The sequence below is a fragment of the Leclercia sp. M50 genome, assembly GCF_037150775.1.
Taxonomy (GTDB): Bacteria; Pseudomonadota; Gammaproteobacteria; order Enterobacterales; family Enterobacteriaceae; genus Enterobacter.
Map to the genome: position 1 here is coordinate 79,715 of NZ_JBBCPK010000001.1, position 23,359 is coordinate 103,073.

The 23,359-nt window shown below is 55.3% G+C and carries 20 protein-coding genes and 1 tRNA gene; 16 read left to right on the forward strand and 5 right to left on the reverse strand.

Annotation, left to right across the window (positions count from 1 at the left end):
- Nucleotides 1-38: 38 nt before the first annotated feature.
- Nucleotides 39-611, forward strand: a complete 573-nt coding sequence (gene yeiP, locus WFM46_RS00350; RefSeq protein WP_014884579.1) for an elongation factor P-like protein YeiP — start codon at nt 39-41, stop codon at nt 609-611.
- Nucleotides 612-736: 125 nt separating this feature from the next.
- Here the strand turns inward: yeiP and uxuA are convergent, their stop codons facing one another.
- Nucleotides 737-1,927, reverse strand: coding sequence for a mannonate dehydratase (gene uxuA / locus WFM46_RS00355; protein ID WP_103180357.1), 1,191 nt, complete (start codon nt 1,925-1,927; stop codon nt 737-739).
- A 205-nt stretch (nt 1,928-2,132) separates the two neighbouring features.
- Between uxuA and WFM46_RS00360 the strand changes: the two genes are divergently transcribed.
- The 9 genes from WFM46_RS00360 to yejF all read left to right on the forward strand — a co-directional run bounded on the left by WFM46_RS00360 (nt 2,133) and on the right by yejF (nt 13,781).
- Entirely contained in the window at nt 2,133-3,599 is a 1,467-nt protein-coding gene (locus tag WFM46_RS00360) for a fructuronate reductase (RefSeq protein WP_180210015.1), read from the forward strand.
- A 123-nt stretch (nt 3,600-3,722) separates the two neighbouring features.
- Nucleotides 3,723-4,709 (forward strand): CobW family GTP-binding protein, encoded by a 987-nt coding sequence (locus tag WFM46_RS00365; RefSeq protein ID WP_336996872.1) that lies wholly within the window; start codon nt 3,723-3,725, stop codon nt 4,707-4,709.
- Between the two features lie 27 nt (nt 4,710-4,736).
- Nucleotides 4,737-5,468, forward strand: coding sequence for a phosphatase PAP2 family protein (locus WFM46_RS00370; RefSeq protein WP_336996873.1), 732 nt, complete (start codon nt 4,737-4,739; stop codon nt 5,466-5,468).
- A gap of 404 nt (nt 5,469-5,872) precedes the next feature.
- Entirely contained in the window at nt 5,873-6,442 is a 570-nt protein-coding gene (mepS, locus tag WFM46_RS00375; protein WP_103180364.1) for a bifunctional murein DD-endopeptidase/murein LD-carboxypeptidase, read from the forward strand.
- Between the two features lie 181 nt (nt 6,443-6,623).
- Nucleotides 6,624-8,180: a cyclic di-GMP phosphodiesterase gene (locus tag WFM46_RS00380; RefSeq protein ID WP_156654918.1), complete on the forward strand. Its 1,557-nt coding sequence runs from the start codon at nt 6,624-6,626 to the stop codon at nt 8,178-8,180.
- 75 nt (nt 8,181-8,255) lie between these two features.
- Entirely contained in the window at nt 8,256-10,061 is a 1,806-nt protein-coding gene (locus WFM46_RS00385; RefSeq protein ID WP_336996874.1) for an extracellular solute-binding protein, read from the forward strand.
- Between the two features lie 9 nt (nt 10,062-10,070).
- Nucleotides 10,071-11,165, forward strand: a complete 1,095-nt coding sequence (locus WFM46_RS00390) for a microcin C ABC transporter permease YejB (RefSeq protein ID WP_114314418.1) — start codon at nt 10,071-10,073, stop codon at nt 11,163-11,165.
- The gene (locus WFM46_RS00395; RefSeq protein WP_180209316.1) at nt 11,165-12,190 is read left to right on the forward strand and encodes a microcin C ABC transporter permease; all 1,026 of its coding nucleotides are present in this window, start codon (nt 11,165-11,167) and stop codon (nt 12,188-12,190) included. The genes WFM46_RS00390 and WFM46_RS00395 overlap by 1 nt, the downstream gene beginning before the upstream one ends.
- 1 nt (nt 12,191) lies before the next feature.
- Nucleotides 12,192-13,781: a microcin C ABC transporter ATP-binding protein YejF gene (gene yejF / locus WFM46_RS00400; protein ID WP_336996875.1), complete on the forward strand. Its 1,590-nt coding sequence runs from the start codon at nt 12,192-12,194 to the stop codon at nt 13,779-13,781.
- 3 nt (nt 13,782-13,784) lie between these two features.
- On the opposite strand, the gene WFM46_RS00405 is transcribed toward yejF, so the two are convergent.
- The 3 genes from WFM46_RS00405 to rsuA form a co-directional block, all read right to left on the reverse strand.
- Nucleotides 13,785-14,129: a YejG family protein gene (locus WFM46_RS00405; RefSeq protein ID WP_103180374.1), complete on the reverse strand. Its 345-nt coding sequence runs from the start codon at nt 14,127-14,129 to the stop codon at nt 13,785-13,787.
- 332 nt (nt 14,130-14,461) lie between these two features.
- The gene (locus WFM46_RS00410) at nt 14,462-15,658 is read right to left on the reverse strand and encodes a Bcr/CflA family multidrug efflux MFS transporter (RefSeq protein WP_336996876.1); all 1,197 of its coding nucleotides are present in this window, start codon (nt 15,656-15,658) and stop codon (nt 14,462-14,464) included.
- 15 nt (nt 15,659-15,673) lie between these two features.
- Nucleotides 15,674-16,381 (reverse strand): 16S rRNA pseudouridine(516) synthase RsuA, encoded by a 708-nt coding sequence (rsuA, locus tag WFM46_RS00415; protein ID WP_336996877.1) that lies wholly within the window; start codon nt 16,379-16,381, stop codon nt 15,674-15,676.
- Between the two features lie 151 nt (nt 16,382-16,532).
- Here rsuA and WFM46_RS00420 point away from each other — a divergent pair, with 151 nt between their 5' ends.
- The gene (locus tag WFM46_RS00420) at nt 16,533-18,293 is read left to right on the forward strand and encodes a DEAD/DEAH box helicase family protein (RefSeq protein ID WP_180209312.1); all 1,761 of its coding nucleotides are present in this window, start codon (nt 16,533-16,535) and stop codon (nt 18,291-18,293) included.
- Between the two features lie 125 nt (nt 18,294-18,418).
- Nucleotides 18,419-18,703, forward strand: a complete 285-nt coding sequence (gene rplY / locus WFM46_RS00425; RefSeq protein WP_103180382.1) for a 50S ribosomal protein L25 — start codon at nt 18,419-18,421, stop codon at nt 18,701-18,703.
- A gap of 51 nt (nt 18,704-18,754) precedes the next feature.
- On the opposite strand, the gene yejK is transcribed toward rplY, so the two are convergent.
- Nucleotides 18,755-19,762, reverse strand: coding sequence for a nucleoid-associated protein YejK (gene yejK / locus WFM46_RS00430; protein WP_156239401.1), 1,008 nt, complete (start codon nt 19,760-19,762; stop codon nt 18,755-18,757).
- Nucleotides 19,763-19,896: 134 nt separating this feature from the next.
- On the opposite strand from yejK, the gene WFM46_RS00435 reads away from it, so the two are divergent.
- The 4 genes from WFM46_RS00435 to ecpA all read left to right on the forward strand — a co-directional run bounded on the left by WFM46_RS00435 (nt 19,897) and on the right by ecpA (nt 23,312).
- Nucleotides 19,897-20,124, forward strand: a complete 228-nt coding sequence (locus WFM46_RS00435; protein WP_032612681.1) for a YejL family protein — start codon at nt 19,897-19,899, stop codon at nt 20,122-20,124.
- Nucleotides 20,125-20,143: 19 nt separating this feature from the next.
- Nucleotides 20,144-21,904: an LPS biosynthesis-modulating metalloenzyme YejM gene (gene yejM, locus WFM46_RS00440; protein ID WP_336996878.1), complete on the forward strand. Its 1,761-nt coding sequence runs from the start codon at nt 20,144-20,146 to the stop codon at nt 21,902-21,904.
- Nucleotides 21,905-21,976: 72 nt separating this feature from the next.
- Nucleotides 21,977-22,053: transfer RNA gene (locus tag WFM46_RS00445), tRNA-Pro, on the forward strand.
- A 677-nt stretch (nt 22,054-22,730) separates the two neighbouring features.
- Nucleotides 22,731-23,312 carry a common pilus major fimbrillin subunit EcpA gene (gene ecpA, locus WFM46_RS00450; protein WP_180210019.1) on the forward strand — a complete coding sequence of 194 codons (582 nt, stop codon included), beginning with the start codon at nt 22,731-22,733 and terminating at the stop codon, nt 23,310-23,312.
- The last annotated feature ends 47 nt before the right edge of the window (nt 23,313-23,359 follow it).

The following is a 23,359-nucleotide window of genomic DNA, read 5'->3' on the forward strand; positions in this document are numbered from 1 at the left end:
GCGATATTTTTGACCTTCCCGTTAACAGGATTACTGCAATGCCAAGAGCGAACGAAATTAAGAAAGGTATGGTGCTGAATTACAACGGCAAATTGCTGATTGTAAAAGACATCGATATTCAGGCACCCAGCGCCCGTGGCGCAGCAACGCTGTACAAAATGCGTTTCGCCGATGTACGTACCGGTCTGAAAGTTGAAGAGCGTTTCAAAGGCGACGATATCGTGGATACCGTTACCCTGACCCGTCGCTATGTCGATTTCTCGTATGTTGATGGCAACGAGTACGTCTTTATGGATAAAGAAGACTACACGCCATACATCTTCACCAAAGATCAGATTGAAGAAGAGCTGCTGTTTATTCCGGAAGGCGGCATGCCCGACATGCAGGTTCTGACCTGGGATGGCGTTCTGCTGGCGCTGGAGCTGCCGCAGACCGTCGATCTGGAGATTGTGGAAACCGCACCGGGCATTAAAGGCGCATCCGCGTCTGCACGTAACAAACCGGCGACCCTGACCACCGGTCTGGTTGTGCAGGTGCCGGAATACCTCTCCGCAGGCGAGAAAATTCGTATCCATATCGAAGAAAAACGCTATATGGGTCGTGCTGACTAAGTGCGGGCTGTTTTGCCCGGTGGCGCTACGCTTACCGGGCCTACAAAAAACCGGCCATTGAGCCGGTTTTTTTGTGTCTGCTTTTGTAGGCCGGGTAAGGCGAAGCCGCCACCCGGCAATACCGGTTAAAGAAGCTCAGGATATTTGGTCATCTTCAGCGCCAGCTCCACGCCGCGCACTTCCGCCATCCCTTTCAGACGGCCAATGGCCGAATAACCCGGGTTGGTTTTCTTACGCAGATCGTCCAGCATCTGATGCCCATGATCCGGACGGAATGGAATAGGACGCAGATCTCCCGCCTGCTTACGGCGCTTCTCTTCACGCAGAATGGCATCCACGACCGCCACCATATTCACGTCACCGCCGAGGTGCGCCGCTTCGTGGAAGGTCTTCGGATTCTCTTCCCGGCAGGTTGCCCGCAGGTGGGTAAAGTGAATGCGGTCGCCAAAGGTTTCAATCATCTGCACCAGGTCGTTGTCGGCCCGCACGCCGTAGGAGCCGGTACACATGGTGAAGCCGTTGCTGATGCTGTCGACCGTCTCTTTCAGCCACTGCATATCCTCAATGGTGGAGACGATACGCGGCAGGCCCAGGATAGGACGCGGTGGATCGTCCGGGTGAACGGCCAGACGCACGCCCACCTCTTCCGCCACCGGCACAATAGCGCGCAGGAAGACGGCCATATTTTCCCGCAGCTGGGCTTTGTCGATGTTGCCATACTCCGCCAGACGTGCGCGGAACTGGTCGAGGGTGTAGCCCTCTTCCGCCCCCGGCAGACCAGCGATGATATTACGGGTCAGCTTTTCGATATCCGCTTCGCTTGCCGCATCGAACCACGCCTGCGCCTGCTGCTGCTCTTCTGCAGTATAGTCAGCCGCTGCGCCTTCACGCTTCAGGATGTGCAGCTCGAACGCGGCAAAGGCGATCTGGTCAAAACGCAGCGCCTTTGAACCGTCCGGCAGCTGATATTCGAGGTCGGTACGCGTCCAGTCAAGGATCGGCATAAAGTTGTAGCACACGGTGTCAATGCCGCAGGCCGCGAGGTTGCGAATGCTCTGCTGGTAGTTGGCGATCCAGGTCTGATAGTCGCCGGAGTGGGTTTTAATCTCCTCGTGAACCGGAATACTCTCCACCACCGACCAGGTGAGTCCTTTTTCGGCCAGCAGCGCCTGACGCGCTTTGATCTCTTCTACCGGCCACACCTGACCGTTAGGAATATGGTGCAGCGCGGTGACAACGCCCGTTGCGCCAGCCTGACGCACGTCATCAAGCGAAACAGGATCATTGGGTCCGTACCAACGCCAGGTTTGTTCCATCGATTCACCCTCTAAAGTTGTTATACCAATATTTCGTCATGTGATGACGACTACCATACATGCATGCGGAAACAGGTCAACTCGCCTCGCAATATTGATTGATCCATCTCACAGTTCCCGGATATTTACGGCTTACCAATTCAATTTGCTGTCATATAACTTTACACTCACCTTGTTAATTAATGGTTAATCAGGTGTTTATTTCATGAAGACAATTGCCACCACCGCGCTACCCGCTCACGTGTTGCAGCCGCAGTACGATCGCCAGGCGTTACGCTCCCGTATCGTCCATTTCGGCTTTGGCGCCTTTCATCGCGCCCATCAGGCCCTCCTGACCGACCGGGTGCTGAACGCCAAAGGCGGCGACTGGGGGATCTGTGAGATTAGCCTGTTTAGCGGCGATACGCTGATGAGCCAGCTGCGCGCGCAGGATCATCTCTTTACGGTGCTGGAAAAAGGCGCCGACGGAAATCAACCGATTATCGTCGGGGCGGTACATGAATGCCTGAACGCTAAACTCGATTCGCTGGCGGCCATTATTGAGAAGTTTTGCGAGCCGCAGGTGGCGATCGTCTCCCTGACCATCACGGAAAAGGGTTACTGCATCGATCCGGCCACCGGCAAGCTGGATACCCGCAACGAGCGTATTATTCACGATCTGGAGTACCCGGATGCGCCGCACTCGGCGCCGGGTATCCTGGTCGAAGCCCTGCACCGCCGCCGCGAGCGCGGCCTGGCGCCGTTCAGCGTGCTCTCCTGCGATAACATTCCGGACAACGGCCACGTGGTGAAAAATGCGGTGCTGGGGATGGCCCACAAGCGCTCGCCAGAGCTGGCGGAGTGGATCGCCGCCAACGTCAGCTTCCCGGGCACGATGGTGGACAGGATCGTACCCGCCGCCACCGACGACTCCCTTGCGGAAATCGCCCGCGAAGTGGGCGTCGAGGATCCGTGCGCCATTAGCTGCGAGCCGTTTATTCAGTGGGTGATCGAAGATAACTTTGTTGCCGGTCGCCCGGAGTGGGAAGTGGCCGGAGTACAGATGGTGCAGGACGTCCTTCCCTGGGAGCAGATGAAGCTGCGCATGCTCAACGGCAGCCACTCTTTCCTCGCTTATCTCGGCTATCTGGCCGGTTTCGCCCATATTAACGACTGCATGGCCGACAGCGCGCTGCGTGACGCCGCCCGTCGTCTGATGCTTAACGAACAGGCGACGACGCTGCGCATCACCGGGGTGGATCTGATCGCCTACGCCGACAGCCTGATTGACCGCTTCGCCAACCCGGCACTGCAACACCGCACCTGGCAGATTGCGATGGATGGCAGCCAGAAACTGCCGCAGCGAATGCTGGAGAGTATCCGCCTCCACCTTCAGCGTGACACCGCCTGGCCACTGCTGGCGCTGGGAGTCGCCGGGTGGATGCGCTACGTCAGCGGCGTGGATGATGCGGGCAATGCCATTGACGTGCGCGATCCGCTAAGCGATAAAATTCGCGCAATTGTCGACACCAGCAGCGAGGAGGAGCGCGTGACCGCCCTGCTGGCGCTGAATGAAATTTTTGGCCACGACCTGCCTCAGGAACCCCGGTTCGTGGAGGCCATCACCCAAGCTTACCAGCGTATCAGCCAGTCGGGCGCGCGCCAGGCGATTATCGACACGCTGTCGCTTTAACCTTTATTGCGCTTAAGGCGAGCGGGAAGTCTTCCGTTCGCCCTTCCCCTTCCCAATGCTGTTCTTTTCCACCAGGATTATTGATAATTGTTATAGCATTACATTTATCACCCTGGAGCACCTGTGACTAAAACCAACCTCATTACCGGTTTTCTCGGCAGCGGGAAAACCACGTCAATACTCCACCTGCTGGCCAATAAAGATCCTGACGAAAAGTGGGCCGTGCTGGTCAATGAATTTGGCGAGATCGGCATTGATGGCACGTTGATGGCCGATAACGGGGCGCTGATAAAGGAGATCCCAGGGGGATGCATGTGCTGTGTCAACGGCCTGCCGATGCAGGTGGGGCTGAATACCCTGCTGCGACAGGGCAAGCCCGACCGGCTCTTGATTGAACCTACCGGGCTCGGTCACCCAAAGCAGATCCTCGACCTGCTGACCGCCCCGGTCTATGAGCCGTGGATCGATTTACGCGCCACCCTGTGCCTGCTCGATCCGCGTCAGTTGCTGGACGAAAAGTTTGTCCAGAACGAGAATTTCCGCGATCAGCTGGCCGCCGCCGACATCATCATTGCCAATAAAGAGGACCGCGCCACCCCGGAAAGCCGCGCTGCACTGGAACTCTGGTGGCAGCACTTTGGCGGCGAGCGTCAGCTTGCGCACACCACCCAGGGAAGTGTGGACAATGCCCTGCTCGACCTGCCGCGGCGTAATCTTGCTGAATTGCCCGCCAGCGCAGCCCATTCCCACAGCCACGGCGAAAAACAGGGTCTGGCGGCACTGAGTCTGCCTGCGCACCAGCGCTGGCGTCGCAGCCTGAACAGCGGCCAGGGGCATCAGGCCTGTGGCTGGGTCTTCGACGCCGACACCTGCTTCGATACCATCGGTTTACTGGAGTGGGCGCGGCTTGCCCCGGTTGAACGGGTGAAAGGGGTAATGCGTACCCCCGATGGGCTGGTACGGATTAATCGTCAGGGGGAAGATTTCTTCATCGAAACGCAGGGCGTGGCGCCGCCGGACAGCCGAATAGAGTTAATTAGTGCGGTTAACACCGACTGGAATGCCTTACAGTCGAGCTTGTTGAAGCTTCGTTTAAGTTCGGGGAACTAACGTTGCCCTGATTGAATTACTTACGGCGTGATGATGAAAACCCGACTTTTCCCCATTTTATTGCTTAATGTCGCCGGTGTGGCGCTCTTTTTATCCTGGTATCTGCCGGTCAACCACGGTTTCTGGTTCCCGCTGGATAGCGGCATATTCCACTTCTTTAACCGGCAGCTGGGAGAGAGCCGCGCCTTCCTGTGGCTGGTGGCGATCACCAATAACCGTGCCTTTGACGGCTGCTCGCTGCTGGCGATGGGTTACCTGATGCTGACGTTCTGGCGAAAAGAGAGTCCCGCCGGGCGTCGCCGTATTCTGATGATCGGCCTGGTGATGCTACTGACCGCGGTGGTGCTGAACCAGCTGGCGCAGGCCTTAATACCGGTGAAACGCTCAAGTCCGACGCTATTTTTCCCGGATATTTATCGCGTCAGTGAATTGCTGCATATTTCCACAAAAGATGCCTCTAAAGACAGTTTTCCAGGCGATCACGGAATGATGCTGCTTATTTTCAGCGCTTTTATGTGGCGTTATTTCGGGCATAAGACTTTCGCATTAGCCCTGATTATTTTTGTGGTTTTCGCATTCCCTCGGGTAATGATCGGTGCGCACTGGTTCACTGATATTGCCGTCGGGTCGCTTTCGGTGGCGTTGATTGGTCTTCCGTGGTGCCTGATGACCCCATTGAGTGAGCGTTTAATCGCCTTCTTTAATCGTTATCTGCCCGGCAATAAAACAAATTCGAAACAAATTACTAACAGAAATTAACAATAACCATCAGGGATCATTACCGATCCCTGATAGATTTCCCCCTCGATTTCAGCGCCTTTGTCATCTTCCTGTCACATTAATCACGTTAGAAATTAATGCGTTGTACAGAACTTAACCTAAATTACCCTGCCCGACCACTCTCCTGTCAACGTACTTTTACTATCACAATTACTTATAAAAAAAGTGCGTATTTTTACTCGCATTACCCGCCTCAATCAGGTAATCTCAGACTCGTTTTACCTCAGCGCCACAATTATTATCGTTGTAAATAAATTTGTGCGATTCGCCACAGATTTGACCATAAAGAATTGTCTGATAGTGCGCAGGTATTTAGTCTCGTCTCGCTTGGCATTTTTTATAACGATATTTGTCGTTAAGGACTTCAAGGGAAAATAAACAACATGGTCAAATCTCAACCGATCTTGAGATACTTCTCACGGGTAATCCCGGCGATTGCAGTCGCGGTTCTGCTTTCAGCTTGTAGCGCATCGAACACCGCAAAGAATATGCATCCTGAGACGCGTGTTGTGGGGTCAGAAGACGCCTCTTCACTGCAAGCTTCTCAGGATGAATTTGAAAAAATGGTCAGCAATCTGGATATCAAATCCCGATTAATGGACCAGTATGCCAGCTGGAAGGGCGTGCGCTATCGCCTGGGCGGCGAAACACGTAAAGGCATTGATTGTTCCGGTTTCGTACAGCGTACCTTCCGCGAACAGTTTGGTTTAGAACTTCCGCGTTCAACCTATGAACAACAGGAAATGGGCAAATCGATTTCACGTAACAGCTTACGTACCGGCGATTTAGTTCTGTTCCGTGCGGGTTCAACCGGCCGTCATGTCGGCATCTATATTGGTAACGACCAGTTTGTCCACGCGTCCACCAGCAGTGGTGTGACGATCTCCAGTATGAACGAGCCATACTGGAAAAAGCGCTATAATGAAGCGCGTCGTGTACTGACTCGCAGTTAACCGCCTGTGCTGTCCGTTTCCCTTGACTGACAGCATGGAAAAAAGCACTGCTATGGCAGTGCTTTTTTTTTATCGCAGGACGCGATAATTCTGGATGGCTCGTTCCAGGCTATAGTTTTATCGTTGCGTGAGTTTAGCCGTCATGATAATGCGGGCGGCAAATCAGGATCCCATAACGTTTATGTTTACCCGCCATTTATCTTCCCGCCGAAAGGTGCTGATGCTCAGCGTACTTTCAGCTCTTATCGTCGCCCTGCTCTGCGGCGGTATGCAGTTTTTTTTCAGTTACCATAAACGTGCAGTGAAATACGATAACCTGATTAAAGACCTCCATGACTACATCGAAAGTTATTTTAAAGAGCTGCGCGTTTCTGTTGATGAATTACAGCCGCTGACGCTCAGCGAGTGCCAGGATGTACGCTCTGAACTCACCTCCCGCGCGTCATTCAGCCTGAACGTCCGCGCCTTTCTGCTGGTAAAAGATAAAATGGCCTTCTGCTCATCAGCAACCGGGCCGATGCATGTCCCGCTCAGCGAACTGGTGCCAAAAATCGACGCAACTAAAGCGGTAGATATGGCCCTGCTGCCGGGTACGCCAATGATGCCGAAAAAACCGGCTATTGTGTTGTGGCATCGTAATCTGCTGATGAAAGATGGCGGGATATTTACCTCCATTAACCTCAACCTGACCCCTTATCTGCTCTACACCGCCCGCCAGGATGAGTTTGCCGGTATTTCTCTGATCATTGGCGATACGGTTTTTTCGACCTATTCAAACCGCATCACCCACGTTTCGGAGCTGAAAGAGCGCCCCGCGCGCTCAAGCAAAATCGAAGGACTGCCGCTCACCGTTAATCTCTACGCCGAAAGCTGGACGATGGAAGATCTGGTCTTTGCGCTACTGTTTGGTCTGTTGTGCGGTTCCAGCATCGGGGTACTCTGCTTCTACTGGCTAATGATGCGCGCCAACCCGCGTAAAGAGATCCTGACCGGCATTAAGCAGAATCAGTTTCATGTGGTCTACCAGCCGGTGGTAGGTGCCAGCGATTTGCAGATGCGGGGCGTGGAGGTGTTGATGCGCTGGCAGCATCCCGGCGCGGGGGCGATCCCGCCGGATGCCTTTATTAACTTTGCAGAGGCCCAGCAACTGATTGTGCCGCTGACGCTGCACCTTTTCGATCTGATCCTGCGCGACGCTCCGGCGTTAGCGAAACGGCTGCCGCCAGGCTCCAAGCTAGGCATTAACATTTCGCCAGGCCATCTGCACGCCGAGAGCTTTAAAGATGACATGCGCAAATTTGCCGCCTCGCTGCCGCCGGATCATTTCCAGATTGTGCTCGAAATTACCGAGCGCGACATGCTCAATCAACGGGAAGCGACAAAGCTGTTTGAGTGGCTGCATCTGGAAGGTTTTGAAATCGCCGTGGATGATTTTGGCACAGGACATAGCGCCCTGATCTACCTTGAGCGTTTTACCATGGACTACCTCAAAATCGACCGGGGTTTCGTGAATGCTATCGGGATGGAAACTGTCACCTCGCCGGTACTGGATGCGGTGCTGACCCTGGCGCGGCGGCTGAATATGGTGACCGTCGCCGAAGGTGTCGAAACCCCCGAGCAGGCGAAATGGCTGCGCGATCACGACGTCAATCTGCTGCAGGGCTACTGGATAAGCCGACCCCTGCCCCTGGAGCAATTCCTGAACTGGCAACCTGATATTCACCTTGATCGCGAATAATTGCCCAACCACCGCTACGTCACTTATTATTCAGGTATCTTGCCCGGGCCGAACAGAGAAGGAAAACGTAGCGTAATGATAGTGCGCATTGTGGTGCTGATGGTGGCGTTAATGAGCGGGTTCAGTCAGGCGCAAACCATTAAAGAGAGCGACGCCTTCGCGGTTATTGGCGAGCCAAAATATGCCATCAATTTCGATCACTACGATTACGTCAATTCTGCCGCGCCTAAAGGGGGCGCTGTGACCCTGGCGGCAATTGGCACCTTCGATAATTTCAACCGTTATGCGCTGCGCGGCGTGGCGGCAGAAAGAACCGACGCCCTCTACGACACCCTCTTTACCACCTCAGACGACGAGCCCGGCAGCTATTATCCGCTGGTGGCCGAGACCGCCCGCTATGCCGATGATTTCTCCTGGATGGAGCTGACAATCAACCCGCAGGCGCGGTTTCACGACGGTACGCCGGTCAAGGCCAGCGATGTTGCCTTCACCTTTCACAAATTTATGACCGAGGGCGTCCCCCAGTTCCGGCTGGTCTACAAAGGGGCGACGGTAACGGCCATCGCGCCGTTGACGGTGCGCATTACCCTTGCCAGCCCCAATAAAGAGGACATGCTGAGCCTGCTCACCCTGCCGGTAATGCCGGAAAAGTTCTGGAAAGATCATAAGCTCAGCGATCCGCTCTCCACCCCACCGCTGGCAGGCGGCCCGTATCGCATCACTCGCTGGCGGATGGGGCAATATGTGATTTATTCCCGGGTAAAAGATTACTGGGCGGCAAACCTGCCGGTAAACCGGGGCCGCTGGAATTTCGACACCCTGCGCTACGACTACTATCTGGATGACAACGTGGCCTTCGAAGCCTTTAAAGCGGGTGCCTTTGATATGCGGGTAGAGAGCAGCGCCAAAAACTGGGCCACCCGCTACACCGGGAAGAATTTTGACCGCCACTATATCGTAAAGGAGTCCTTTAAAAATGATTCCGCCCAGGATACGCGCTGGCTGGCGTTTAATATTCAGCGCCCGGTATTTACCGACCGCCGCGTGCGCCAGGCCATCACCCTCGCCTTCGATTTTGAGTGGATGAACAAAGCGCTCTTTTATGGCGCCTACAGCCGTGCCAACAGCTATTTCCAGAATACCGAGTATGCCGCGCAGGGCTACCCGGATGCCGCGGAGCTGACGCTCCTCGGCCCGTTAAAAGATGCAGTTCCCCCGGAGGTGTTTACCACCCCCTTTCAGCCCCCCGTCTCGAAAGGCGACGGCTTTGATCGTAACAATCTGCTGAAAGCCAGCCAGCTACTGGACGAGGCGGGCTGGGTCATCCGAAATAAACAGCGTGTCAATAAGCAAACCGGCAAACCGCTCAGTTTTGAACTGCTGCTGGCTTCCGGGGGCAACAATCAGTGGGTACTGCCGTTCCAGCACAACCTGGCGCGGCTGGGCATTACCATGAATATCCGCCAGGTGGATAATTCACAGATCACCAACCGGATGCGCAACCGCGATTACGATATGATGCCGCGCCTGTGGCGGGCCATGCCGTGGCCGAGCAGCGATCTGCAGATCTCCTGGGCCTCTCAGTACATTGATTCCACCTACAATTCACCGGGGGTGAAAAACCCGGCGGTGGATAATCTGATTGCGCAGATCGTCGCCGCGCAGGGGGATAAAGCCAGACTGGTACCGCTTGGCCGGGCGCTGGATCGGGTTCTGACCTGGAACTATTATATGCTGCCCATGTGGTTTATGGGGGAAGACAGGGTCGCCCGCTGGGATAAGTTCGCCCTTCCCGCCCAGCGCCCGGTTTATTCTCTCGGGTTTGATACCTGGTGGTATGACGTTAACAAAGCGGCGAAATTACCCGCCGAACGGCGTTAAGGATACGCAATGGGCGCATATTTACTTCGTCGTTTACTGCTGGTGATCCCCACCCTGTGGGCGATCATCACCATCAACTTTTTTATCGTGCAGATTGCTCCAGGCGGCCCGGTGGATCAGGCGATTGCCGCCATCGAGTTTGGTAACAGCGGGACGATGCCCGGCGGAGGCGATGCGGGCATGCGCGCCAGCCACGCCCGCACCGGGGTCGGCAATATCAATGAGAGCCACTATCGCGGCGGGCGCGGGCTCGATCCGGAGGTGATCGCCGAGATCACCCAGCGGTACGGCTTCGACAAACCGATCCATGAGCGCTACTTCAAAATGCTGGGCGACTATCTGCGCTTCGATTTTGGCGACAGCCTGTTTCGCAGCGCGTCGGTGCTGCATCTGATCAAAGAGAGCCTGCCGGTCTCCATTACCCTGGGGCTATGGGGGACACTGATCATTTATCTGGTCTCCATTCCGTTAGGTATTCGTAAGGCGATGGATAATGGCAGCCGGTTCGACATCTGGAGCAGCACCTTCATTATTATTGGCTATGCCATTCCGGCATTCCTGTTTGCCGTCCTGCTGATCGTCTTTTTCGCCGGTGGTAGCTACTTCGATCTCTTCCCGCTGCGCGGGCTGGTCTCGACCGATTTCAGCAGCCTGCCGTGGTACAAAAAGATAACCGACTACCTGTGGCACATTACCCTGCCGGTGCTGGCGACGGTGATCGGCGGCTTTGCGGCCCTGACCATGCTGACCAAAAACGCCTTTCTCGATGAGATCCGCAAGCAGTACGTGGTCACCGCCCGCGCGAAGGGGGTGAGCGAGCGACGCATCCTGTGGAAACATATTTTTCGCAATGCCATGCTGCTGGTCATCGCCGGTTTCCCGGCCACCTTTATCAGCATGTTCTTTACCGGCTCCCTGTTAATTGAGGTGATGTTCTCCCTTAACGGCCTGGGTCTGCTGGGCTACGAGGCCACCGTCTCGCGGGATTACCCGGTGATGTTTGGCACGCTCTATATTTTCACCCTGATTGGCCTGCTGCTGAATATCCTCAGTGATATCTGCTATACGCTGGTCGATCCGCGTATTGATTTTGAGGGTCGCTGATGCTGCGCTTAAGCCCCGTCAACCAGGCCCGCTGGGCTCGCTTTCGTCATAACCGCCGCGGCTACTGGTCGCTGTGGATTTTCGCCCTCTTTTTTGCGCTGAGCCTCTGTTCGGAGATCATTGCCAACGACAAACCGCTGCTGGTGCACTTTAACGATCGCTGGTACGTGCCGGTTTTCAAGAATTACAGCGAGAGCGACTTTGGCGGCCCCTTTGCCACCGAGGCGGATTATCAGGACCCGTGGCTACAGGCGCAATTGAATGAGCACGGCTGGGTGCTCTGGACGCCGGTCCGCTTTGGCGCCAACAGCATTAACTTTGCCACTACCACCCCGTTCCCGTCGCCACCCTCGGCACAAAACTGGCTGGGTACCGATGCCAACGGCGGCGATGTGCTGGCGCGTATTCTGTACGGTACCCGCATTTCTATACTGTTTGGCCTGCTGCTGACCCTGTTTTCCAGCGTCATGGGAGTGCTGGCCGGGGCGATCCAGGGCTATTACGGCGGCAAGATTGATCTCTGGGGACAGCGGTTTATCGAAGTGTGGTCCGGCATGCCAACGCTGTTTTTAATTATTCTGCTCTCAAGCGTGGTGCAGCCTAACTTCTGGTGGCTACTGGCTATCACGGTGCTGTTTGGCTGGATGGCGCTGGTAGGCGTGGTGCGGGCGGAGTTTCTGCGCACCCGCAACTTCGACTACATTCGCGCCGCCCAGGCGCTGGGGGTAAGCGATCGCGGGATCATTTTCCGCCACATGTTGCCTAATGCGATGGTCGCCACCCTCACCTTCCTGCCGTTTATTCTGTGCAGCTCTATTACCACCCTCACCTCGCTCGATTTTCTCGGCTTCGGCCTGCCGCTGGGCTCGCCTTCTTTGGGGGAGTTGCTGTTGCAGGGCAAAAATAACCTCCAGGCACCGTGGCTTGGGATCACCGCCTTCCTCTCCGTTGCTGTGCTGCTCTCATTGCTGATTTTTATTGGCGAAGCGGTACGCGACGCCTTTGATCCAAATAAGGCGGTTTAAGATGACGCAGCCTTTACTTCACATCGACGCGCTCTCCGTTGCTTTTCGCCAGCAGGGCGAGCTACGCACCGTGGTGAATGATATCTCCCTGAAAATTGACGCCGGCGAGACGCTGGCGCTGGTCGGCGAGTCGGGTTCCGGGAAGAGCGTCACCGCCCTGTCGATCCTGCGTCTGCTCCCCGCCCCGCCGGTGATCTATCCCCAGGGCGATATCCTGTTTCACGGCCAGTCCCTGCTCCATGCTGACGAGCGCACGCTGCGCGGGGTGCGCGGCAATAAGATCGCCATGATCTTTCAGGAGCCGATGGTGTCGCTGAATCCGCTCCATACTCTTGAAAAACAGCTCTACGAGGTGCTTTCCCTGCATCGCGGTATGCGTAAAGAGGCGGCTCGCGGAGAGATGCTGGATTGTCTCGAACGCACCGGGATCCGCAACGCCGCAAAACGGCTTGCCGATTACCCGCACCAGCTTTCGGGCGGTGAGCGCCAGCGGGTGATGATTGCCATGGCGCTGTTGACCCGTCCGGAACTGCTGATCGCCGATGAGCCCACCACCGCGCTGGATGTTACGGTGCAGGCGCAGATCCTGCGACTGTTACGCGAGCTGCGCGACGAGCTGAACATGAGCCTGCTCTTTATCACCCACAATCTCAACATTGTGAAAAAGCTGGCCGACCAGGTGGCGGTGATGCAGAACGGTCGCTGCGTGGAGCAGAACCGCGCCGCGCCGCTGCTTGCCGCACCGCAGCATCCCTATACCCAACGCCTGCTCAACAGCGAGCCCGCAGGGGATCCCGTCCCGCTGCCGCAAGATGTTCAGCCGCTGCTGCGGGTCAAGGATCTCTCGGTGGCGTTTCCGCTACGTAAAGGCATCCTGCGCCGGGTGGTGGATAACAAGCAGGTGCTGAACAACGTCAACTTTACCCTGCGCCCGGGTGAGACCCTTGGGCTGGTGGGTGAGTCCGGCTCCGGCAAGAGCACCACCGGGCTAGCGCTGTTACGCCTGATCGCCTCGAAGGGGGAGATCCTGTTTGACGACAAACCCCTGCATGAGTGGGATCGCCGCCAGATGTTGCCCGTCCGCCACCGGATGCAGGTGGTTTTTCAGGATCCTAACTCTTCTCTTAACCCGCGCCTTAACGTGCAGCAGATCATTGAGGAGGGGCTGCGGGTACACCAGCCTGGCCTGAGCCTGCAGGCGCGTGAAGAGGAGGTCATTCGGGTAATGGGCGAAGTGGGGCTCGACCCGCAGACCCGGCATCGTTACCCCGCCGCCTTTTCCGGCGGCCAGCGCCAGCGGATCGCCATTGCCCGGGCGCTGATTTTGCGCCCGGAGTTGATAATTCTGGATGAGCCGACCTCATCCCTCGATAAAACCGTGCAGGCGCAAATCCTGGCGCTGCTAAAAGATTTACAGCGAAAACACCGTCTGGCCTATATTTTCATCAGCCACGATTTGCAGGTGGTACGTGCGCTATGTCACCAGGTGATTGTGTTACGTCAGGGAGAGGTGGTCGAGCAGGGAGACTGTCAGCGCGTGTTTGCCGCGCCGACGCAGGAGTATACGCGTCAGCTGTTAGCGTTACGCTGACGCTCAGAAAGGATTCTGGCCAGAAAAAGGCTCGGCGATAGCCACACCGACGTTTTTCAGGCGGCAGGTTGCTGCAAACTCATCCTGGCTTTTCACGAACAGGCACGGCTCGCCTTCGCACTCCAGCACCGAGCTGTAAAGCTCAATGTCCGTCAATGCCTGGCTCAGCTTTTCCATCAGCGGCCATGCGTTGCCCTCTTCCGGACTCAGCAGTTTGAGCGCCACCAGACAATTATCAGGGGTTGTTCCACTTTGCGGAATCGGTTCAACCTTCGAGCCTGCAAAACCCGCCGACCAGCGATAGCTCTGCGGCAAGCGATGCACAATTGAGAGCTGTAATGTATTCACGTTTATTCCCCGGAAGCAAATTTACTTCACAATCTATTTACATTTATAGTAACACAACATTAACCGCCTGCTCTGTTTTTAATAAGAAAACGCTTACACCCACTATTCATGGGTGCAGGGGCCTTGTTTTTCAGGGCTTTCTGACGGTGTTTCAGGTTTATAGCGGCGCTATATGTACCCGTTTCTGTGATCTAACACAACCTTTTTAACTACAAAGATGTGACTATTTACACAAATAGATTTTACATAAAAGAAACAAACAAGAGGTCAAAGAACCGCCTTTTAATTGACCTGCATCAAAAAAGGGCCCCGACAGGGCCCTTTTTTGTGCATCATTTCACCAATTTCTTTGGCCGGCTGGCATAAAGGCAGAAAAGAATCGAGCCGGTGGCGCACAGCGCGATTGACCAGAGCATCGGCCAGGCGCTGTTAAACGTCGCCAGTGAAAGCAACGCGCCGACAATGGCGCCGATACCAAAGCGGAAGGTCCCCGCCAGTGAAGAGGCGGTACCGGCCATATGCGGGAACTCGTCGAGGATGACCGCCATAGCGTTGGACGAGACCATCGATATACAGCCAACAAAGGCCGCAATACCGATTACCAGCGCCCAGAATCCGATATCAAAGTAAGCGGTTACCACCATCCACACCGCCATCACAAACTGGATCCACAGCCCGATACGGAACATATTCAGCGCCCCTACCCGGCGCACGAAGCGGCTGTTGATCATCGTCAGCACGAAGATGAATACCACGTTCAGCGCGAAATAGTAGCCAAATTGCTGCGGTGAGACATGGTTAAGCTCAATGTAGACAAACGGCCCGGCGCTGAGGAATGAGAACATCCCGGCAAAGCTGAAACCGCTGGCCAGCATGTAGCTCAGCACGCGCTTATGGCGAAACAGCGAGGCAAAGTTGCCAAGCGTGGTGCGAATATGAAACTTCTGCCGGTGTTGTGCAGGCAGGGTCTCTTTAATAAAGAAGAAGATCATTGCCGAGGCCAGCAGGGCCGCCAGCGCCAGGATCCAGAAAATAGCGTGCCAGCTAAACCAGACCAGCACCGCTCCCCCGACCATCGGCGCCACCAGCGGCGCGACGGTGGTCACCAGCATGACGAATGACATCATGCGGGAGAACTCCTCCTTCGGGTAGATATCGCGCATCAGGGCATTGATGACCACGCTTGCCGCCGCAGCCGCCAGGCCGTGGAAGAAACGCATCACAATAAGGTGATCGACAGATTGCGCCATCGCGCAGGCCATCGCCGCGCCGGCGAATACCAGCGTACCGCCCAGCACCACCGGTTTACGCCCCAGGCTGTCGGCCATTGGCCCGTAAAGCAGCTGACCGAGGGCAAAACCGAGAATATAGCTGCTGAGAGTCATCTGTACGCTGCCTGCCGGCACGCCAAACTGCTCGGCGATCACCGGCAGTGCGGGCAGATACATGTCGATGGACAGCGGCATCAGCATGGCCAGCAGGCCAAGAATAAAAACAATGCTGAACGACGAGTGTGGCCTGGTGGTCACAATTAACTCCTGAAATTAGCGTGAAGAGAGGCCAACGCTGGCAATTTCTTCTTCCGTCAACGGGCGGTATTCGCCTGGCTCAAGGTCCGGGTCGAGAGCGATAGCCCCGATCCGTTCGCGATGCAGACCGACCACGTGATTTCCCACGGCGGCAAACATGCGCTTCACCTGATGATAGCGCCCTTCACTGATGGTCAGACGCACTTCGGTTGGGGTAATAACTTCCAGCACGGCGGGTTTGGTCAGATCTTTTTCATTATGCAGCTGGACGCCGTGGGCGAACTGCTCTGCCGTACTGTCGCTCACCGGATTTTCCAGCGTCACCCGGTAGGTCTTTTCGCAATGGTGGCGCGGTGAGGTGATGCGGTGTGACCACTGACCGTCGTCGGTCATCAGCACCAGGCCGGTGGTGTCGATATCCAGACGCCCGGCGGCATGCAGTTTGTGAGCGACCGGCTCATCGAGAAAATAGAGCACGGTGGGATGGTCGGGGTCTTCGGTGGAACAGACATAGCCTTGCGGTTTATTGAGCATGAAGTAGCGCGGGCCATTTTGTTGCGTCAGCGAATTGCCTTCGTACTCAACCTGATGGTCAGGCTGGAGTTTGAACGCGCTGTCTCGCACAATATCACCCTCCACGGTAACGTGGCTGGCGCGGATCAGACGCCCGGCAATAGCGCGGCTTACGCCGAGTTGCTGAGCGATAAACTTATCAAGTCGCATGAAATATTTTAAACCTTACAGGTGCCAGGAGCCGGACAATGCGTCCGGAAAAGAAGCAGTCAGGAACAGTCCAGTATAACGGGCTCTGTGCGCCACTCAAGGGAAAAAGTTTCGTGGCATAATATGAGCGAGATAACCAAACCGAGACCCCATGACCTTTACACTTCGCCCCTACCAGCAGGAAGCCGTGGACGCTACCCTCGCCCACTTTCGTCAGCATAAAGAACCGGCGGCCATTGTCCTGCCCACCGGCGCGGGCAAAAGTCTGGTGATCGCCGAGCTGGCGCGCCTGGCCCGGGGCCGTGTGCTGGTGCTGGCGCACGTCAAAGAGCTGGTGGCGCAGAACCATGCCAAATATCTGGCGCTGGGTCTGGAGGCTGATATTTTTGCCGCCGGCCTACAGCGTAAAGAGAGCCACGGTAAAGTGGTCTTCGGCAGCGTGCAGTCGGTGGCGCGCAACCTGGACAAATTCCAGAGCGAGTTCTCCCTGCTGATTGTCGATGAGTGCCACCGTATCAGCGATGATGACGATAGCCAGTATCAGCAGATCCTGACCCATCTGAAAAATGTTAATCCGCAGATCCGCCTGCTGGGACTTACCGCCACCCCGTTCCGCCTCGGTAAGGGCTGGATTTATCGCTTTCATTACCACGGCATGGTGCGCGGCAATGAAAAGGCGCTCTTCCGCGACTGCATTTACGAGCTGCCGCTGCGCTACATGATCAAACATGGCTACCTGACGCCACCGGAACGGCTGGATATGCCGGTGGTGCAGTATGATTTCAGCCGGTTGCAGGTGCAGAGTAACGGCCTCTTCAGCGAGGCGGATCTTAACCGCGAGCTGAAAAAACAGGATCGTATTACCCCGCATATCATCAGCCAGATCATGGAGTTTGCCGCCACGCGTAAAGGGGTGATGATTTTTGCCGCCACCGTGGAACACGCCCGGGAGATCACCGGCCTGCTCCCCGCCAGCGAGGCCCGGCTTATCACCGGCGAAACGCCAGGCAGCGAGCGCGATCGGCTGATTGAGGCGTTTAAGGCGCAGCAGTTCCGCTATCTGGTCAATGTGTCAGTGCTTACTACCGGCTTTGATGCCCCGCACGTGGATCTGATCGCCATTCTGCGCCCGACCGAATCCGTCAGCCTTTACCAGCAGATTGTTGGCCGCGGCCTGCGCTTAGCCCCCGGGAAAACCGACTGCCTGATCCTGGATTATGCCGGGAACCCGCACGACCTGTATGCCCCGGAAGTGGGTGCGCCAAAAGGCAAAAGTGACAACGTGCCGGTACAGGTGTTTTGCCCCGCCTGCGGCTTTGCCAATACCTTCTGGGGTAAAACCACCGCCGACGGCACGCTAATCGAACACTTTGGCCGTCGCTGCCAGGGCTGGTTTGAAGATGACGAGGGCCATCGCGAACAGTGTGACTATCGCTTCCGCTTTAAAAACTGCCCCCAGTGCAACGCCGAGAACGATATCGCCGCCCGCCGCTGCCGCACGTGCGATGCGGTGCTGGTCGATCCCGACGATATGCTGAAAGCGGCCCTGAAGCTGAAGGACGCCCTGGTGCTCCGCTGCAGTGGGATGGTGCTGGCACACGGTGCCGATGATAAAGGCGAATGGCTCAAAATCACCTACTACGATGAAGATGGCGCCGATGTAAGTGAGCGCTTCCGTCTGCACACGCCCGCCCAGCGCACCGCCTTTGAACAACTGTTTATCCGCCCGCATACCCGCACGCCGGGCGTGCCGCTGCGCTGGATCACCGCGGCGGATATCGTTCATCAACAGCCGCTGCTGCGTCACCCGGATTTTGTGGTGGCGCGGAAAAAAGGGCAGTTCTGGCAGGTGCGAGAAAAAGTGTTTGATTATGAGGGCCGCTTCCGCCGTGCCAATGAATTGCGGGGATAGCGGGACTTTTCATTGATGTGAAAGCCATTTGAGTATAAAATGCCGCCCGCTTCACATCCGTGAGGCAGAACACTCACCTGTTGCTGGGTCGCCTGTAGCAGGATTTTTTATACAGAGAGAAATCAATGTTCACTATCAATGCAGAAGTACGTAAAGAGCAGGGTAAGGGTGCGAGCCGCCGCCTGCGCGCAGCTAACAAATTCCCGGCCATCATCTATGGCGGCGAAGCTGCTCCTGTCGCAATCGAACTGGACCACGACAAAGTGTGGAACATGCAGAACAACGCTGAATTCTACAGCGAAGTGCTGACTCTGGTTGTTGACGGTAAAGAAGAGAAAGTTAAAGCTCAGGCAGTACAGCGTCACGCTTTCAAGCCAAAACTGACTCACATCGACTTCGTTCGCGCGTAATCGCAAACTTGTCGAAAAAAAACCCCGCATTGCGGGGTTTTTTTATGGCCGTTATTTGCCGCCAGAGGTGCGACGCTGCAGCTGATCCCGCAGATTTGGCGGCGTGCCTTTAATGGTCAGCGTGTCGGTCGCCGGATCCCAGAAAATGCGCTCGCCGAGCAACATGGCATCAAAGTTGATGGTTAATCCGCCGCCGCTACCGGCAAATTTGGTGAGCTGACGCAGCGTACTGCGATCCGCCGGGAAGCTCTCTTCCAGCTCGTAGCCTTTCTCCGCCGTAAAGTCCTGGAAGCTCACTTCGCTGACGCCCGCCAGCTCTTTGGAGAGCGATTCCAGTTCAATCTCTTCGCCCGCCTGTAGCTGTTCGTTGCAGTAGGCATAAACCTGCTGGCGCACGTTCTGGCGTTCTGCTTTGTCCAGCTCGGCTTCTGCGGTGAAGTCATCCACCGCCTGCAGCAAACCTTTATTCTGCGCTTTGGCATTCAGCCCTTCGCTGGCGCCGAGGAAATCCATAAAGAAGTCGGCCACCTTGCGCCCTACCCGGCCTTTCAGGAAGGTCAGATAGCGGGTGGATTCAGGATTGGTTTCCCATTCGGTCAAATCGATGCGCGCCACGATATCCGCGTGGTTGATGTCCAGATAGTGGGTCGAGCTGATATCCAGCTGCTCGTTGACGCGCATGCTGCTTAAGTTGTTCAGCACCGCCACCAGCAGGTACTCGACCGCCAGGTAACGATAGTGGCAGAACAGGACGATGCCGCCGTCGGCAAACGGATATTTTGCCAGCTCATCGCGCAGGCGGCCGGTGGCGGCCCGGCTGAACGCGAGAAAATCGTCTTCACCCTGACGCTGCTGGCGCAGCGCCTGCGCCAGTTCGCTCTCTTCGCTGAACAGGCCGTAGGCTTTGTTTTTGGCACTGTAAACCCGATGCAGCTCCGCCATCATGTCAACAACGGTAGGCGTCGGCTCCAGTAACGAATCGCGCAGCACCAGCTCAAGGGTTTGCTCATCACGCTTGATAAGCTGGTGCAGGGCAATCTGGTTGATATCCAGACTCATGTTAAACTCTCCTTTTAGACCGGGCCGTATTCAACCACCCCCCAGTCATGTATGCAACCGAAGATAAAAAAGGGGAAAAAAAGCTGTTGCTACGGTAATATGTTGCCCTTTCCTCCACAAACAGATTTAGATTTATGCCACAACTCTCCCGCTACAGTGATGAACACGTTGAACAAATGCTCAGTGAGCTGCTCAACGTACTGGAAAAACATAAGGCGCCGACCGACCTTTCCCTGATGGTTCTGGGAAATATGGTGACTAACCTTATCAATACCAGCGTTGCGCCGGCCCAGCGCCAGGCGATCGCGAAATCTTTCGCTCAGGCCTTACAGTCCTCGGTTAACGACGACCAGGCGCACTAAGGGAAACAAACGACAGTTTATGGTGACGAATCGTCAGCGCTACCGTGAAAAAGTCTCCCAGATGGTTAGCTGGGGGCACTGGTTTGCCCTGTTTAACATTCTGCTGGCGATGGTGCTTGGCAGTCGTTATCTGTTTGTCGCCGACTGGCCGACGACGCTTGCCGGACGGGTCTTCTCCTGGATAAGCGTCATTGGCCATTTCAGCTTTCTGGTCTTCTCCACCTATTTACTGATCCTCTTCCCGCTGACGTTTATCGTCATGTCACAGCGGCTGATGCGGTTTATCTCCGCTATCCTCGCCACCGCAGGCATGACGCTGCTGCTGATCGACAGCGAAGTCTTTACCCGTTTTCACCTGCATCTTAATCCCGTCGTCTGGGAACTGATGATCAATCCCGACCAGAACGAAACGGCGCGCGACTGGCAGCTGATGTTTATCAGCGTGCCGATTATCCTGCTGATTGAGATGCTGTTTGCCACCTGGAGCTGGCAAAAACTGCGCAGCCTGACGCGGCGCCGTCGCTATGCCAAACCGGTGGCCGCCCTCTTTTTTGTCGCCTTTATCGGCTCGCATTTTATGTATATCTGGGCGGACGCTAACTTCTACCGCCCCATCACCATGCAGCGCGCGAACCTGCCGCTCTCCTATCCGATGACCGCTCGTCGTTTCCTGGAGAAACACGGTCTGCTGGATGCCCAGGAGTATCAGCGCCGCCTGATTGAACAAGGGGATCCTGAAGCGGTATCGGTACAATATCCGCTGAGCGATCTGCGCTACCGTGACATGGGTCAGGGGCAAAACGTCCTGTTGATCACCGTGGACGGTCTAAACTACTCGCGCTTTGAGAAACAGATGCCAGCCCTGGCGGAGTTCGCCGAGAAGAACATCAACTTTACTCAGCACATGAGCTCCGGTAACTCAACCGATGCCGGGATCTTTGGCCTGTTCTACGGCATTTCACCTGGCTATATGGACGGCGTGCTGTCATCGCGTATCCCTGCCGCGCTCATCACCGGGCTCAACCAGCAGGGCTACCAGCTGGGGCTGTTCTCTTCGGATGGCTTCAGCAGTCCGCTCTATCGCCAGGCGCTGTTGTCCGACTTCTCTCTGCCGACCGCACAGAGCCAGTCCGACGAACAGACCGCCGGGCAGTGGATCAGCTGGCTTCACCGTTACGCGCAGGACGACAACCGCTGGTTCTCCTGGGTTGCTCTGAACGGCACGACGCTGGATGACAGCAACCAGAAAACCTTTAACCGCCGCTATGCGCAGGCCGCAGGCAATGTTGATACCCAGATTGCCCGGGTGCTGGACGCGCTGCGGGAATCGGGCAAGCTGGAGAATACCGTGGTGGTGATCACCGCCGGTCACGGTGTGCCGCTGGGCAGCGAGCGCAACGATGTCGACTGGGCGCGCCCTCGCCTGCATGTTCCGCTGGTGATCCACTGGCCTGGTACGCCATCCCAGCGCATTAACATGCTGACCGATCATAAAGATGTGATGACTACCCTGATGCAGCGTCTGCTCCACGTTAGCACGCCAGCCAATGAGTATTCCCAGGGTCAGGATCTGTTCAGCGCAACGCGTCGTCATAACTGGGTGACGGCTGCCAGCAACAACACGCTGGCCGTTACAACGCCAACCCTGACGCTGGTGCTGAACAGCAACGGTAATTACAAAACCTATAACCCGCAGGGTGAGAAACTCAACGACCAGACGCCGCAGTTAAGCCTGCTGCTACAGGTGCTGACGGATGAGAAACGGTTCATTGCTAATTGATTTAATATTAATCAGTTAGCCAGAACCACCCTTGCATTAAACGCGGAAATAGGTAGTATAAATTTCACGTGTCGGCACGTAGCGCAGCCTGGTAGCGCACTGTCATGGGGTGTCAGGGGTCGGAGGTTCAAATCCTCTCGTGCCGACCAAAATTTCCCCAAAAAAAACCAACCTTCGCGGTTGGTTTTTTTCTATGTATCGTCCACCCGGGAGCATCTCCGGCACCTGCGCCCTACCTCATCTGCCTATTTTTTAGGCACCTTTGCCTGAGTATGAGTGCCGAACGTTTTTCATCCGCAAAAAAATCAGGACTGTGGCAGTAAATCTACTTAAAACATTAAAAACAATTATAAGTTGAACCAATCAGAGCACATTTTTTAAGCCAGAAAAAACGCGCCATTAAGTTAATCTATAACGATCCCTTGTCATTCACTTCCTTTTTACTTAAACACTTAACGACGACCCGTCCCAAAACCATACCAACCAAATATACATCACAGAAAAACCATTCACCAAACATATGTCATGGACCTGTCATTCATTCGCCATGTAAATGGGTAAATAAACACTACCCTGGCAGCCATTTTAATTAAAAATTGAATTCATTTAATCGCCTGTACAAACAAATATCTGCTCTTTAAACTAGCCTTACATTCGAAGCACGAGACGTTTTGAATGAAATTCACTTAACGGAAAGTCCCGGCAATAAAATATTCTCAGTTCGCTGCGAAATTTGTCTTAATAAAACAAATTGCTGACGATTAATTACGCTAGGTGAATAAGCATAGCTCCACCATAACGGATTAATACACTAAAGGAATAAAAGATGAAAAAATTAATGTTAGCAGGTTGTATTGCTGCCGCTGCTGTTTGCTCTAACGCTATGGCAGATGTTACCGCCTCCGCTACCGCTACCTGGGATGCAAGCGCAACTAAAGATACCACCAGCGCGCTGGTTGTAACCCCACTCAAATCGCTCTCCTTCCAGTATGCAGAAGGTATTCAGGCGTTTAACACCCAGAATGGCGCTTTCGACATTACGGTTAAAGGCCAGTCTGGTGCTACCGATTTCGTTCTGACATCTCAGATCGTGACCAATACCCTGAGCCGCTCTACCGATACCTCTACGCTGGACGTAGGCGTGAAATGGAACGGCCAGGCGCTGAGCAAAACCGAAGCGGTAAAACTGATCGATACTGCTAATAACGTCTCCGCAGGTCTGGACGCGCTGGCTGTGAGCACTGCTTACGCGGGTAAAGATCGTACTTCTACTCAGGGTAACTTCACCTTTGGTATCGACTCTGCAACCAGCGACGGCACTACCAAAGTTGAGTTCGCCGATCTGAACGATGGCTACTGGAGCGGCGACGTTAAGGTACAGTTCAACGCAGTATGGACTACCGCTTAAGTATTACCCCCGCAGCACCCCTCTAATGGAAAGAGACAAGGAGACTA